The organism is Limnochorda sp. LNt (assembly GCF_035593265.1).
In the GTDB taxonomy this organism is placed as follows: domain Bacteria; phylum Bacillota; class Limnochordia; order Limnochordales; family Geochordaceae; genus Geochorda; species Geochorda subterranea.
Window position 1 is genome coordinate 821,365 of record NZ_CP141614.1, and the last position, 13,294, is coordinate 834,658.

10 protein-coding genes and 1 pseudogene are annotated in these 13,294 nt (G+C 72.5%); 9 read left to right on the forward strand and 2 right to left on the reverse strand.

The window, feature by feature from the left end; all coding sequences use genetic code 11:
- From VLY81_RS03850 to VLY81_RS03875, 6 genes are all read left to right on the forward strand, one after another.
- Window positions 1-1,008: a metallophosphoesterase gene (locus VLY81_RS03850; RefSeq protein WP_324669710.1), complete on the forward strand. Its 1,008-nt coding sequence runs from the start codon at window positions 1-3 to the stop codon at window positions 1,006-1,008.
- Window positions 1,005-1,844: a deoxyribonuclease IV gene (locus VLY81_RS03855; protein WP_324669711.1), complete on the forward strand. Its 840-nt coding sequence runs from the start codon at window positions 1,005-1,007 to the stop codon at window positions 1,842-1,844. Before VLY81_RS03850 ends, VLY81_RS03855 begins: the two co-directional genes overlap by 4 nt.
- A gap of 280 nt (window positions 1,845-2,124) precedes the next feature.
- A complete protein-coding gene (locus VLY81_RS03860; RefSeq protein WP_405001323.1) occupies window positions 2,125-3,360 on the forward strand; it encodes a Glu/Leu/Phe/Val family dehydrogenase in 1,236 nt (411 codons plus the stop codon).
- A gap of 116 nt (window positions 3,361-3,476) precedes the next feature.
- A complete protein-coding gene (locus VLY81_RS03865) occupies window positions 3,477-4,601 on the forward strand; it encodes an ABC transporter ATP-binding protein (protein ID WP_324669713.1) in 1,125 nt (374 codons plus the stop codon).
- A complete protein-coding gene (locus VLY81_RS03870; RefSeq protein WP_324669714.1) occupies window positions 4,598-5,407 on the forward strand; it encodes an ABC transporter permease in 810 nt (269 codons plus the stop codon). The genes VLY81_RS03865 and VLY81_RS03870 overlap by 4 nt, the downstream gene beginning before the upstream one ends.
- Window positions 5,404-6,252 carry an ABC transporter permease gene (locus VLY81_RS03875; protein WP_324669715.1) on the forward strand — a complete coding sequence of 283 codons (849 nt, stop codon included), beginning with the start codon at window positions 5,404-5,406 and terminating at the stop codon, window positions 6,250-6,252. The genes VLY81_RS03870 and VLY81_RS03875 overlap by 4 nt, the downstream gene beginning before the upstream one ends.
- A gap of 20 nt (window positions 6,253-6,272) precedes the next feature.
- On the opposite strand, the pseudogene VLY81_RS03880 reads toward VLY81_RS03875, so the two are convergent.
- Window positions 6,273-7,457 (reverse strand): annotated as a pseudogene (locus VLY81_RS03880) (MFS transporter); the annotation flags it as partial.
- A gap of 170 nt (window positions 7,458-7,627) precedes the next feature.
- On the opposite strand from VLY81_RS03880, the gene VLY81_RS03885 reads away from it, so the two are divergent.
- From VLY81_RS03885 to VLY81_RS03895, 3 genes are all read left to right on the forward strand, one after another.
- Window positions 7,628-9,922, forward strand: a complete 2,295-nt coding sequence (locus VLY81_RS03885) for an NADP-dependent malic enzyme (protein ID WP_324669716.1) — start codon at window positions 7,628-7,630, stop codon at window positions 9,920-9,922.
- A 152-nt stretch (window positions 9,923-10,074) separates the two neighbouring features.
- Window positions 10,075-10,854 carry a HEAT repeat domain-containing protein gene (locus VLY81_RS03890; protein ID WP_324669717.1) on the forward strand — a complete coding sequence of 260 codons (780 nt, stop codon included), beginning with the start codon at window positions 10,075-10,077 and terminating at the stop codon, window positions 10,852-10,854.
- A gap of 94 nt (window positions 10,855-10,948) precedes the next feature.
- Window positions 10,949-11,950 (forward strand): hypothetical protein, encoded by a 1,002-nt coding sequence (locus tag VLY81_RS03895; RefSeq protein ID WP_324669718.1) that lies wholly within the window; start codon window positions 10,949-10,951, stop codon window positions 11,948-11,950.
- A gap of 7 nt (window positions 11,951-11,957) precedes the next feature.
- On the opposite strand, the gene VLY81_RS03900 is transcribed toward VLY81_RS03895, so the two are convergent.
- Window positions 11,958-13,292 (reverse strand): aspartate aminotransferase family protein, encoded by a 1,335-nt coding sequence (locus VLY81_RS03900; protein WP_324669719.1) that lies wholly within the window; start codon window positions 13,290-13,292, stop codon window positions 11,958-11,960.
- Window positions 13,293-13,294: the final 2 nt, after the last annotated feature.

Sequence of the window (13,294 nt, forward strand, 5' to 3'; positions counted from 1 at the left end):
GTGACGGGCGGCGCGGGTTGGCTCCGGCTGCTCCTGGGCGGGATGGCGGCCGCCGCGGCGGCGACGGTGGTCGCGGCTGCCCGGGAGGCCCGCCATCCGGTCGTCGAGCACCTGCGCGTGCGCTGGTCGGACGGGCGCCTCTCGATGGTGCCCGTGCCCATGCGTCGAGCCAGCCTCGCGGCCCGCATGCCACCTGCTGAGCCTCCACCTCCACAGGGCCTGCGGCTCGTGCACCTGTCGGACCTGCACCTGCACCGCCGTCCCGAGTCCGCTCACCGCGCCGCCCTCTCGCGGCTCGAGCAGCTGTCCCCTCAGCTGGTGCTGGTCACGGGCGACGTGATCGATCGGGCGTCCCGTCCGGGTGTGGCTGCGGACTACCTCGTCGGTCTGGCCCGCCGCTGGCAGGTGGCCCTGGTCTGGGGCAACCACGACCACGAACTGCCCGGCGTGGTGCATGCCCTGACCCGCGCCCTGGCGCGTGCCGGGGCCTGGGTGCTGGTCAACCGCCGGGCCTGCCTGGTGACACCGGCAGGCCCGGTGGAGCTGGTCGGGGTCGACGCCCCCAACCTCGGCCTCGACCGGCTGGGGGAGGCGCTGGAGCAACCGCCGGTGGTGCGGGCTCGGTGGGATGCCAGGACCCGACGGTGGCGGCCTGACGTGGATGGTGGGGCCCCCTCGCCGGCGGCCGAGGGGCCGGATGCCCGGCCCCGCCTGCGCGTGCTGGCGGCCCACAGCTATCATGTACTCGAGCACGGGGTCGACCGCAGCGAGCCGAGCCTGGTCCTGGTGGGGGATACCCACGGCGGACAGGTGGACCTCCCGTTGCTGGGGCCGGTATGGGCGCGCTGGGTCCACCGCCATCGGTACGTGCGGGGCCTGAGCCGGGTCGGCGGCCACTGGCTCTACGTCAACCGGGGCCTGGGTACCATCGGCGTGCCCCTGCGCCTGCGCTGCCCCCCGGAGCTTTTGGTGGTCGATCTGATCGCGGGAGGAGTCGACGCGACATGATCATCGGCTGTCATCTCAGCACCGGACAGGGATTCGCCCGCGCCGTCCAAAACGCGGGTCGGCTGGGGGCCGACGCGTTCCAGTACTTTCCCAAGAACCCGCGCAGCTATCGGCTGAAGCCCGTCGACCGGGAGGAGGCCGCCCGGGGGGCAGAGGCGGCCCGGGCCGCGGGGGTGGTCACCGTCGCCCACTCGGCGTACGTCACCAACCTCTCCACCGGCGACCCGAAGCTCCGGGAGACCACCATCGCCTCCATCGTCAACGAGCTGGAGCTATGCGAGGCCCTCGGGACCCGGTGGCTGATCGTGCACTGCGGCAAGCACCTGGGCGAGGGCGAGGCGGTCGGGGTACGACGGATGGTGGAGACCATCGACGAGGTGATGACGCGCTACCAGGGCCCCTGCCGCCTGCTGCTGGAGAACACGGCGGGCCAGGGCAGCGAGCTGGGCCGCACGGTGGACGAACTGCTGGCCATCCGCGAGGCCCTGGCGAGCCACCAGCGGGTGGGCTTCTGCCTGGACAGCTGCCACGCCTTCGCCTCGGGGCTGCTCGAGCCCGGGGGCTGGGAACGGTTCATCCAAGAGGTGACGCGTCCCGAGTTCGCCCGGCAGCTCGAGGTGATTCACCTCAACGACTCCAAGGCTGGCCCGGGCGAGCACGTGGACCGTCACGCGCTGCTGGGCCGGGGGCAGATGGGCGAGTTGCTCCAGGAGCTGGTCCACCACCCGCTGCTGCAGGCGCGTCCCGTGATCATCGAGACGCCGGTGGAGCACGAGGACCAGTACGCCGACGAGATTCGCCTGGCGCGCCGGTGGGCCGCGCGAGCGGGCACGTAGGCGGCTGCACGGTCGAGCGTGCCTCAGCACGAGGCCGACCACCCCATCCAAACGAGCCCCAAGCGACTCTCCGAGCCGGCATCGGCCAGCCCGAGGGGCAGGGCCTCTCGTAGCGGGACGTGTATACGGGGTACAATGTTCGTGACGCACGGGGGATGGAAGGGCGGGGTACGCCTTGCGGGATGGCTTGGAGACGGCGGGCCGGACGCGCGGTCGGCTGGCGCGAGGCGACGGCCAGGTGACGTCGGCCGACGTCGGGTTGGTAGGCCTGGCGGAGGCGATGATCCGGCAGGCCGCCGAGCGCCTCGGGATCGACGAGGGCTTCGTCGCGCGCCTCTCGGTGCCGGACCGTGAGGTGACGGTCTCGGTGCCGGTGCAGATGGACAACGGCCGATGGCGGGTCTTCCGGGGCTATCGCGTCCAGCACTGCAACGCGCGCGGCCCTTGCAAGGGCGGCATCCGATTCCACCCCGACGTGGGGCTCGACGAGGTGCGCGCCCTGGCTGCCCTGATGACGTGGAAGTGCGCGGTGGTCGACATCCCCTTCGGTGGGGCCAAGGGGGGCGTCGAGGTCGATCCCTCCGAGCTGTCCAAGGCCGAGCTGGAGCGGCTGACACGTGCCTACACCCTGATGATGCTGCCCAACCTGGGGCCGAGGGTCGACATTCCGGCTCCCGACGTCAACACCAACGAGCAGGTCATGGCCTGGATCGCCGACGCGGCCTCGGCCGCGCTGGGCCATCCCGTGCCGGCCATCGTCACCGGCAAGCCCGTGGCGCTCGGCGGCATCGTGGGGAGGCGGGAGGCCACGGGCCGGGGCGTGGCCATCGTGACGTTGCGGATGCTGGAGCGCTTGGGGTGGGAGCGCCAGGGCATCCGGGTGGCCGTCCAGGGCTTCGGCAACGTGGGGCGCTGGGCGGCGCGGGGGCTGGCGGAGGCGGGCCTGGCCATCGAGGCCATCAGCGACATCTCGGGCGCGGTCTGGCGGCCGGGCGGGCTGGACCTCGACGACGTGGAGCGTCACCTCCGGGCCTCGGGCAACCTGCTGGCCACCTACTCGGCGCCGGGGGTGCGGCATCTGACCAACGCGGAGCTGTTGGAGCTCGGTGTCGACGTCCTCATCCCCGCGGCCATCGAAAACCAGATCACCTCGGCCAACGCGGACCGCATAAGGGCTCGCATGGTGGTGGAGGGGGCCAACGGACCCACGACCCTGGAGGCCCACCGCCGCCTGGTGGAGCGCGGCGTCGTGGTGGTGCCGGACATCCTGGCCAATGCGGGCGGGGTGGTCGTCTCTTACTTCGAGTGGCTGCAAAACCTCCGCGGCGAGCTGTGGCAGCTGGGGCAGGTGCACGACCGGCTGGAGGAGATCATGGTGCGGGCCATCGACGCGGTCTGGGCGACCGCTCGCCGACTCGGCGTGGACGCCCGGCTGGCCGCCTTCGCCCTGGCCCTGCAGCGTGTCGTCGACGCGATCCGCCATCGCCAGGCCGGCCACGCCGTCACCGCCGGCTGAGCACGTCCCGCCCTCCGGAGGGAAGCGGCCCGCAGGGGCGAAGATCGGCCCGCGTCCGACGGGCCCGGTGAGCGGGCAGGGTGTCCGCCACCGGGGGCGAGGAGGCGACGCGGTCAGTGTCTTCGACCCCGATCCCGAAGAGCGGGCTGGCCATCGAGACCCGCTCGCTGGGACGCCGTTTCACTGCTAGCGGTGGGGGCTGGCGGCCGTGGCCCCTGCGGCACCGCCGGCCGGAGGCCGATCGTGCCAGGCCGTCCGTCGTCGTCGCCCTCGACGACGTGACGCTGCAGGTGCGGTCCGGCGAGATCTTCGGCCTGCTGGGCCCCAACGGCGCGGGCAAGACCACCCTCATCAAGATCCTGTCCACCTTGCTGCTGCCCACCTCGGGCCAGGCCTTCGTGTTGGGCCTGGATGTCGTCAACCAGCCGGGCGAAGTGCGGGAGCGCATCGGCATGGTCTCCGGGGGCGAGGTGTCGGGCTACGGGATCCTGACGGTGCGGGAGAACCTCTGGCTCTTCTCGCAGCTGTACGGCATCCCGTCGGCCGAGGCCCACCGGCGGGCCGACCGTCTGATGCAGGCCTTCGGCTTGTGGCCCTATCGCGACGCCCGGATGAACCGCCTCTCCACCGGCTATCGCCAGCGGCTCAACGTCGCGCGGGGCTTCATCAGCGACCCGGCCGTGCTCTTCCTGGACGAGCCCACGCTGGGGCTCGACGTGAATGTGGCGCGCACCATCCGGGGCTTCGTCAGGGAGTGGGTGGGCGAGCGGCCCGGTCAGCGGACGGTGCTGCTCACCACCCACTACATGCTCGAGGCGGAGCAGCTGTGCGAACGGGTGGCCGTCATCGATCGCGGGCGGATCGTGGCCTGCGACACTCCGGCCACCCTCAAGCGGATGATGGGTGCGGAGGTGGTGCTGCGGCTGCGCGCCACGCCGCCTCGCCTCGAGACGGGCGTCGACGGGGCGCAGGGCCGAGACGGGGCAGGCATGCTGGAGCGGCTGCTGGCCGGCCATCCCGCCGTACGACGGGTGGCGACCCGGCACCGGCCCTCGGACGGGTCCCTGGAGGTGACGGTGCAGCTCGGCGACGACTCGGGGGTGGGCCGCGTCCTGGCGGCCATGGAGGAGGCGGGTTGCCGGGTGCTGGAGCTCCACAAGCCCGAGCCCACCCTGGAGGACGTCTTCTTGAAGCTGGTGGGCCGGCCGCTGGATGGCGACGGGGAGGCGGTCGCGTCGTGACCCGACGTGCGCTGCGGGCCGCGTGGGCTCGGGCCTACGTGCGGGCGGTGGCCGCCAACCGCGAGCTCTCCTGGCTCTTCTTCGACGTGGCGTTGCCGGTGCTGGCGTCGGCGGGCTACGTCTACGTCTACCGGGCCCTGGGCGCGCCGGAGACGTACGTGGCCTTCGTCGCGCTGGGCGGTGCCATGACCGCCTACTGGCTCAACGTCCTGTGGAACATGGCCAGCCAGCTCTTCTGGGAGAAGCAAAGCGGCAACCTGGAGGCCTACATCGTCGCTCCCGCTCCTCTCATGGCCATCCTGGTGGGGATGGCGACGGGGGCCCTCATCCAGACGACGTTGCGAGCCGTGGCCATCGTGGCGGCGGCTGTCCTCTGGTTCGACGTGCCGCTCGCCGTGCAGGACCCCGTGGGGCTGGCGGGGGCCTTCCTCGTCACCATGGTGGCGCTGTACGGACTGGGCATGGTGATGGCCTCGCTCTTCCTGGTGCATGGGCGAGAGGCCTGGCACCTGTCGCTGATGCTGCAGGAGCCCGTCTATCTGGCCTCGGGCTTCTACTTCCCCGTGCGGGCGCTGGGCTTCTGGCTCACCGCGGCTGCCTCCGTCATCCCGCTGACCCTGGGGCTGGATGCGATGCGGCAGAGCCTCTACGGCCCGGAGGTGGCCATGGCCGTGCTGCCGGTGCGGGTGGAGGTGGCCATCCTGGCAGGGCTGGCGGCGCTTTTCACATGGGCTGCGTGGAGGGTGCTGGCCTGGATGGAGCGGCGGGCCCGAGCGGAGGGGCGGTTGACCCTGAGGTGGCAATGATGCCGCGGCCGCTGCGGGGGCTCAAGGGCGGAGCGTGGCTCGGCTGGATGGTGGAGAGCAACTGGACCGAGCCCTTTCTCTTCGCGGGCTACGTGCTCGTCAAGCCACTGGCCCAGAGCCTCATCCTGGCGGTCATCTACCTGGTGGTGCAGCGGCGGGCCGACACGCCCTTCTTCGCCGCGATGATGGTGGGCAACGCCTTCTTCCTGGCCATTGGCCAGGTCCTGGCCGGCACCAGCTGGTGCGTCATCGAGGACCGGGAGTTCTACGGCACCATCCGTTACGTCTACCTGGCGGGGCGCAGCATGGTCTGGTACCTGCTGGGGCGTGCCGTGGCCAGGCTGGTGCTCGCCGCGCTCTCCATCGTCGTGCTCCTCGCGTTCGCCCGATGGGCCATGGGGGCGCCCCTGGCCGTCGAGCCCCGATGGGTGGGGCCCGGTCTGGTCGCACTGGGCCTGGGGCTCGGCGCGACGGCGGGCATGGGGCTGGGGCTGGCGGGCGTGGCGATGCTCGCCACCCGCAACGGCCAGTTCTACTCCGAGGCCGTCGGCGGTGCCATGCTGCTGTTGAGCGGCGCCATCTTCCCCCTCGACGTGCTGCCGCCGGCTTTGCAGGCCGTCGCCCGATGGCTACCCCAGAGCTACTGGCTCGAGGCGATGCGGCGGCTGTTGAGCCCGTCGGCTTCCGACTTCAGCGCCTCGCTGGGTGCGCTATCGGACGGTGCGCTGCTGGCCAGGCTCGGACTGGCCGCAGCCGTCTGGACATCGGCGGGCCTGGCCTGGCTCTGGCTGGCCCAGCGGCGGGTCCGACGGACCGGCACGCTGGACGCCCGCACCGAGTCGTGATGGACGCCGCCGGGAGCCTGCGGCACCGTTGAAGCCGCCGGCGCAAGGGTCAGCACGAAGCCGGCCGGCAGGAGCAACCCCAGGGCGGCGATGACGACCCCCAGGTCTGCCCAACCGGCCGCGGTGCCCGCCAGGGCCGGCAAGGTCATGTTGCCGGCGGAAGCGGCCAGCAGCATGACGGCCGTCGCTGCAGCGGTCGCCTCATCGGCCGGGGGGACGCGCGTGCTGGCCAGCGCCATGAGGGTGGGAAAGATGATGCTCATGGCGAGGCCGCACAAGCCGAGCAGGGCCACCGCCGCCACCGGCCCGACCGGCAGTACCGCCGCCAGCAGGCTCGCACCGGCCACGCCGGCCCCTACCACGAGCGACGCACGGTAGCCGGCGCGCTCGACCGCAGGCCCCAGCGCGAGACGTCCGGCCGCGAGCCCTGCCCAAAAGACCGAGACCCCGGCCCCTGCTAGCACGGGTGGCGCCTGGGCCTCCTGGGCCAGGAAGGAGTAGACCCAGCCGCTCACCGTCACCTCGACGCCCACGTAGAGCGCCATGGCCACCGCGGGGGCGAGCACCGCACCCAACCATCGCCAGGCGGCCGTCGCGCGAGCCGGCTCGCCCTGCCGGAGGGCGGGTGCCACCGGACAGGTGACGTAGAGGGCGGGCGCCAGCACCAGCCCCGCGGCCGCCAGGGTCGCGTAGGTGGCCCTCCAGCCCACCACGGGCAGGACCAGGGCCATGGTGACGGGCGCCACCGCCGCTCCGATGGCAAAGAAGAGATGCACCAGGTTGAGCGCCACGGCCCGAGCTCCCGGGAAGAGGCGCACGTAAAGGTGATTGATGCCCGAGTCGAGCGCGCCGAAACCCGCGCCCGCCGCCACGAACCCCGCCAGCAGCATCGCCGGGCTCACCGCCGCCGCGGCGGCTCCCAGACCCAGGCCGAAGAGGGCCGCGCCGGCCACCAGGACCGTGCGAAGCCCGTGGCGGGCCACGGCGGGCGCGTACCCGAGCGTCGCGGCCATGGCCCCCACCGAGGAGGTGCTGAAGACCAGGCCGATGGTGGCGGGTCCCGTAGCGAACGCCTGCATCCACTCGGCGATGGCCGGCCCGAAGGCGCCCAGCTCGAGCCCCATCACGACATAGGCGATGGCAGAGACCGCGGCGGGTGCGACGACGCCTCGCCCCGTAGGTGAGCCCCCCTCTCCCCTCCACACAAGGGGCAGTCTATCACGGTGTCACCACGGGCAAAAGGTCGCCGACCGCCTCTCCCCGCCGCTGGCCAGGAGCGAGACCGGCGGCGGCGAAGGTAGATTGTGGACAGCGCGCTGCGCGCTGCACGCACGCGCGGGGTGGATCGGTCCAGAGACGGAGGGTGGGACGCAGCATGATCCGGGTCACGGTCGAAGAGGCCCTCGCCTATCACGAGCGAGGGCGTCCCGGCAAGATCGAGGTGGTCGTCACCAAGCCTTGCGCCACCCAGCGGGACCTCTCGATGGCCTACACGCCGGGAGTGGCCGAGCCGGTGCGGGCCATCGCCCGCCATCCCGACGACGCCTACCGCTACACGGCCAAGGGCAACCTGGTGGCCGTCATCTCCAACGGCACCGCGGTGCTGGGGCTGGGCGACGTGGGAGCGCTGGCGGGCAAGCCCGTCATGGAGGGCAAGGGGGTGCTCTTCAAGCGCTTCGCGGACATCGACGTCTTCGACCTGGAGATCGATGCCACCGACCCCGACGAGGTCGTCCGGGTGGTCAAGTCCCTGGAGCCCACCTTCGGAGGGATCAACCTCGAGGACATCAAGGCCCCCGAGTGCTTCTACATCGAGGAGCGCCTGCGCTCCATCATGAGCATCCCCGTCTTCCACGACGACCAGCACGGGACGGCCATCATCTCCGGGGCCGCCCTGCTCAACGCCCTGGAGCTGGCGGGCAAGGCCATCGACGAGGTCAAGGTGGTCATCAGCGGGGCCGGCGCCTCGGGCATCGCCTGCGGCGAGTTCTGGATCGCCCTGGGGGTACGCCGTGAAAACATCCTGATGGTCGACAGCAAGGGCGTCATCTACGAGGGCCGGACCGAGGGGATCAACCCTTACAAGGCTCGCTTCGCCCGACCCACCTCGCGTCGGACCCTGGCCGAGGCCATGGAGGGCGCCGACGTCTTCTTGGGTCTCTCCGCCGCCGGGCTGGTGACGCCCGACATGGTCCGGGCCATGGGCGACCGGCCCATCATCTTCGCACTGGCCAACCCGGATCCCGAGATCCCCTATGATGAGGCCAAGGCGGCCCGGCCCGACGCCATCGTCGCCACGGGCCGCTCCGACTACCCCAACCAGGTCAACAACGTCCTGGGCTTCCCCTTCATCTTTCGGGGCGCCCTCGACGTGCGGGCCCGCGCCATCAACGAGCCCATGAAGATCGCGGCCTGCCGAGCGCTGGCCGACCTGGCCCGCCAGGACGTGCCCGACTCGGTGCTACGGGCGTACGGGCTCGACTCGCTGCACTTCGGGCCGGAGTACCTCATCCCCAAGCCCCTCGATCCTCGGGTGCTGACGTGGGTCGCCCCGGCCGTGGCCCGCGCCGCGATGGAGAGCGGGGTGGCGCGGGTCCAGATCGACATCGAGGAGTACCGGGAGAGCCTGGCCCGACGCATGGGCAAGGGGCGGGAGCTGCGCCGCAGCATCCTGGTCAAGGCGGCCCGAGAGCCCAAGCGGGTCGTCTTCAGCGAGGGCGAGGAGCCCAAGATCATCCGGGCGGCGGCCATCCTGCGCGACGAGGGGATCGCCCGCCCCATCCTGGTGGGGCGCGAGGAGTCCGTCCGCTCGCGGATGGAGCAGCTGGGCCTGCGGCCAAACGGCATCGAGGTCGTCTGGCCCTCCACGCACCCGCGCCTGGGGGCGTACGTGCAGCGACTGTATGAGCTGCGCCAGCGCCGGGGGGTGACGCTGCGGGAGGCCGAGGAGCTGGTGCGCCAGCCCAACTACTTCGGCGTGCTGATGGTGGAGACGGGCGACGCGGACGCGTTCGTGGCGGGGCTCACCTATCACTACCCCGACGTGCTGCGACCGGCCTTGCAGGTGATTCGACCCATCGAGGGCGTCCACCGGGTGGCGGGCTGCTACGTCATGATCGTGCGGGACCAGGTCTACTTCTTCACCGACGCGACCGTCAACATCGAGCCGTCCGCCGAAGATCTCGCCGAGATCGCCATCCTGACGGCCGACCGGGCGAGATCCCTGGGCATCGAGCCCCGCATCGCCATGCTCTCCTTCTCCAACTTCGGATCGACCCGCCACCCCCTGGCCGAGAAGGTGCGGCTGGCAGCGGAGCTGGTGCGGAGCCGGCGCCCGGACCTGGTGGTCGACGGCGAGATGCAGGCCGACACGGCCGTGGTGCCGGAGATCCTGCAACAGTCCTATCCCTTCTCGGCCCTGGCCCCGTACGGGAGCGCCAACGTGCTGGTCTTCCCCGACCTGGAGGCGGCCAACGTGGCCTACAAGCTCCTGGCGCGGCTCGGCGGCGCGGAGGCCATCGGCCCGATCCTGATGGGCTCGGAGCGTCCCGTGCACGTCCTGCAGCGGGGAGACGACGTGGAGGACATCGTCAACATCGCGGCCGTGGCGGTCATCGACGCGCAGGAGGCGGCCCGGCGGGCTATCCTGCGGGACGGCGCGAGGAAATGAAAGGTTAGGGTCCCAGGTCCTGGAGGGGAGGCCCTCCTGGACGTCGAAGCAGGCCCCGGGTCCTGGATGCGTGGTGCGGTCGCTGGGGGAGACCGGTCGGGCGGTACTCCCGGCGACCCTTTTGTTAGTCGGGGAGAGGGGGACCGCAGGAGGTGGCGGAGGCGGCACGGGGCGCCTTCCGGGGCTCGGTCGACGACGAGCAGGAGCGGCTGCAGGCGAGGGACGGTCATCACGGCTTCGTTGACGTGGTGCGCCTGCTCGCGCAGGCCGCCGGGCCCGAGTTGGCGGAGGGGTGGGCCGGGGTGCCCGAGCGCCTGGCCCCTCTCCTCGACCGGGATGCAGCCGTGGCCCGTCAGCTGATGCAGGATCCGGACCGGGGGGTGCGGCGCCTCGCGGTCATGGCCCTGGCGGGCGTCTCCAGCCCCTGGGTGCTGGATCTGCTGAGCCTCGGGATGGAGGATCCCGTGCCGGAGATACGGGCGCTGGCCGCCGAGAGCGCGGACCGCTGGCTGAGCTCGCACCCGGGGGCGGGCACACCCCCGGCGCAACTCGTCGAGCGGGTGCTGGCGCTCGTCGAGGATCCCTGCGAGGATGTGCGGCTCAGCGTGGTGGGCCCGGTCGTGCGCCTGGGGCGGGAGGAGGGCGTGCGGAGCCTGCTGGCGGTCTTCGAGCGCACGGACGACGAGCTGATGCGCGGCGAGATCCTGGGGGCGCTAGCGGCGGCCGGGTATAATGCCGAGGTGGCGCGTCTGGCCGGTGCCATCCGGAGCGGCGAGCTCGCCAGCCCCTACTTGCGGCGCATCCTGGCGCGGCTCGACGGCCAGGCGACGCCAGCGCTCTATCCGCATGGACAGGACGGGGCCGACGGCACGTGGGGCGACGGCTGGGCAGCGGAGGGCGTCGACGGCGTGGCAGGCGACGGGGGCCCCTGAGCGGGGCCCGCAGGCGACCAGCGGGGGGCATGCCGCGGTGCGCACCTGGCGATGGCCCTGGAGGCGACATGACCGCACGAGCCGAGACGAGCCGGTGACCCCGATCGCGCCCGTTGCCGACGGCCCGACGGCACCGGTCGTCTCGCCACGATGGGTGGAGCTGCCGCCGGATGGCCTGGAGCGGCAGGTGCGGTGGCTCTACCGGCGGCTGGTCCAGCGCTGGGGGTCCTCCCGGGATCCGCTGCGGCTCGTCTCGCTGCCGACCCTGTTGTGGCTCACGCCCCGTGTGGCGCTGGCGAGCGAGCAGCGGGTCGTGCTGCTGGCGAGGGCCCGGCCCGATCGCCGGGTGCAGCTCGACCACGCCAATCGGGAGCAGTCCATCGTCTTCGCGGCAGGGCGGCTGGAGGGCGACCCGCTCGCGCCCTGGTCGGAGCCCCTGAGGGCCCTGCTCTTCGAAAACCTGAGGACGGGCCTGGCCTCGACCGGGATCGACGCCGCCATGCTGTGCACCGGACCTGCCCGGTGGCACGACCCCGCGGCGCAGGCCCTGGCGTGCGCACTGGCGTGCCACGCCGAGACGTGGCCCGACGCGGCCGGCCCCGACGGCCCCTCGCGGTGGCCTGGCCGGCGTCGCTGCCGTGGCCGGCGTCGTGGGCGGCCTGGGGCAGGCCTACGCCGCCCTGGCGGCGGCGTCCGGCGCCGGGAGGGTCCCGGGGCCACGTGGGTGGTGCTGGGCGACGGGGACGCGACGGTGGTGACCCTGCCGTGCCGGGTGCAGCTGGCACGAGCGGAGACCCCCGGCAGTCACGAGCCCTGGCCGCCAGGGGCGTTGCCCTTGTGGAGCCGGCCTCCGGCAGGGGAGGATGGCTCGCCCGAGGCGCGAGTCCACGAGCGGCTGGCGGCAGCCGTCGTGGCGGCGGACCCCGCCGCCCTCGGTCGGGGGGCCGATGCGTGGCGCGCCGGGGCCGGCCGGGTGCAGATTCAGGATGTCGCGGCCTGGGTCGGTTGGGGCCAGGGTGCCTCGCCCTCCGGGGAGTCCCGGGCAGCTGGGCCGGTCTTGTGCCGCATCCAGAGGAGGCGCCTGAGGCCCACCTGACCCCATCTCAGGCCGCCCGTGCCACGTCGGCCATGGCCCGATCGATAGCCTGCAGGGTCTTGTCGATCTCCTCTTCGCCGTGCGCGGCCGACACGTACCAGACCTCGTAGGGCGACGGCGGCAGCAGGATGCCCCGGGCCAGCATGCTGCGGAAGAACGTCGCGAAAGCCCGGGCGTCCGAGCGCTGCACCCCCCCGAAGTCGCGCACCTCCGGCTCTCGCGTGAAGAAGGCGCAGACCGCACCACCGCGCTGGTGCACCACCACCGGCACCCCGTGACGGGCGGCCAGGTCCCGCACCCCTTGCGCCAGTGCCTGGCCCAGGCGACCCAGGCGCGGGTAGAGGTCCGTCTCGGCGGTCAGGATCTCCAGGGTGGCCAGGGCTGAGGCCATGGAGAGGGGGTGCCCCGCCCACGTGCCGTCCTGGTAGACCGGCCCCACGGGTGCCACCTGCTCCATGATGGCACGCCGCCCGCCGTAGCCGCCGATGGGCAGCCCGCCGCCCAGGATCTTGCCGAAGGTGATGAGGTCGGGCTCCACCCCCAGCTGGGGATAGACGGGCCCCGGCCCGAACCGGAAGGCCGTGATCACCTCGTCGAAGATGACCAGGGCACCGGCCCGACGGGCGGCTCGCGCCAGTCGCTGGAGGAAGCCCGGCTCGGGCTCGACCAGGCCGAAGTTGCCCACGATGGGCTCCACCAGCACGCAGGCCACCTCGTCGCCCCGCTCACGAAGGAAGCGCTCGGCGGTTTCGGCGTCGTTGTAGGGGAGGGTGGCCACGTCGGCCTTGACGCCGTCGGGGATGCCGGCGCTCTCGTCGAGGCCCAGCGTCGAGGCCCCCGATCCGGCTCCCACGAGGACGGCGTCGAAGTGACCGTGATAGCTGCCAGCGAACTTGACCAGGAGCCTCCGGCCGGTGGCTGCCCGGGCCAGGCGTACGGCGGTCATGACGGCCTCGGTGCCGGAGGCGGTGAAGCGCACCCGCTCGCACATCGCACCCATCACGACCTGGAGGCGCTCGGCGAGGCGCACCTCCATCTCGTGGCACGCCCCGAAGAGCACACCCCGCTCCAGGGCTCGCACGACGGCCTCGCGCAGGTCGGGGCGGGCGTGTCCCAGGATGAGCGCGCCGAAGGCCTGCACGTAATCGACGTAGGCACGGCCGTCCACGTCGAACAGGTAGGCTCCGTCGGCCCGCGCGATGTAGGGCGGGGCGCCTCCACCCACGGCCTCCAGTCCCCTGGAGGGGCTGTTGACGCCGCCCACCAGGGCCTGGATCGCTCGCCGGTGCAGCGACCACGAGCCTGGCCCCACGATACCATCGGATGGCCGCGTCTCGGTCATGC

Excerpts from the sequence above, each read along its gene's own strand:
- VLY81_RS03885 (WP_324669716.1), top strand. The coding sequence starts at position 7,628 with ATGATCCGGGTCACGGTCGAAGAGGCCCTCGCCTATCACGAGCGAGGG.
- VLY81_RS03855 (WP_324669711.1), top strand. The coding sequence starts at position 1,005 with ATGATCATCGGCTGTCATCTCAGCACCGGACAGGGATTCGCCCGCGCC.
- VLY81_RS03900 (WP_324669719.1), bottom strand. The coding sequence starts at position 13,292 with ATGACCGAGACGCGGCCATCCGATGGTATCGTGGGGCCAGGCTCGTGG.
- VLY81_RS03860 (WP_405001323.1), top strand. The coding sequence starts at position 2,125 with ATGATCCGGCAGGCCGCCGAGCGCCTCGGGATCGACGAGGGCTTCGTC.
- VLY81_RS03875 (WP_324669715.1), top strand. The coding sequence starts at position 5,404 with ATGATGCCGCGGCCGCTGCGGGGGCTCAAGGGCGGAGCGTGGCTCGGC.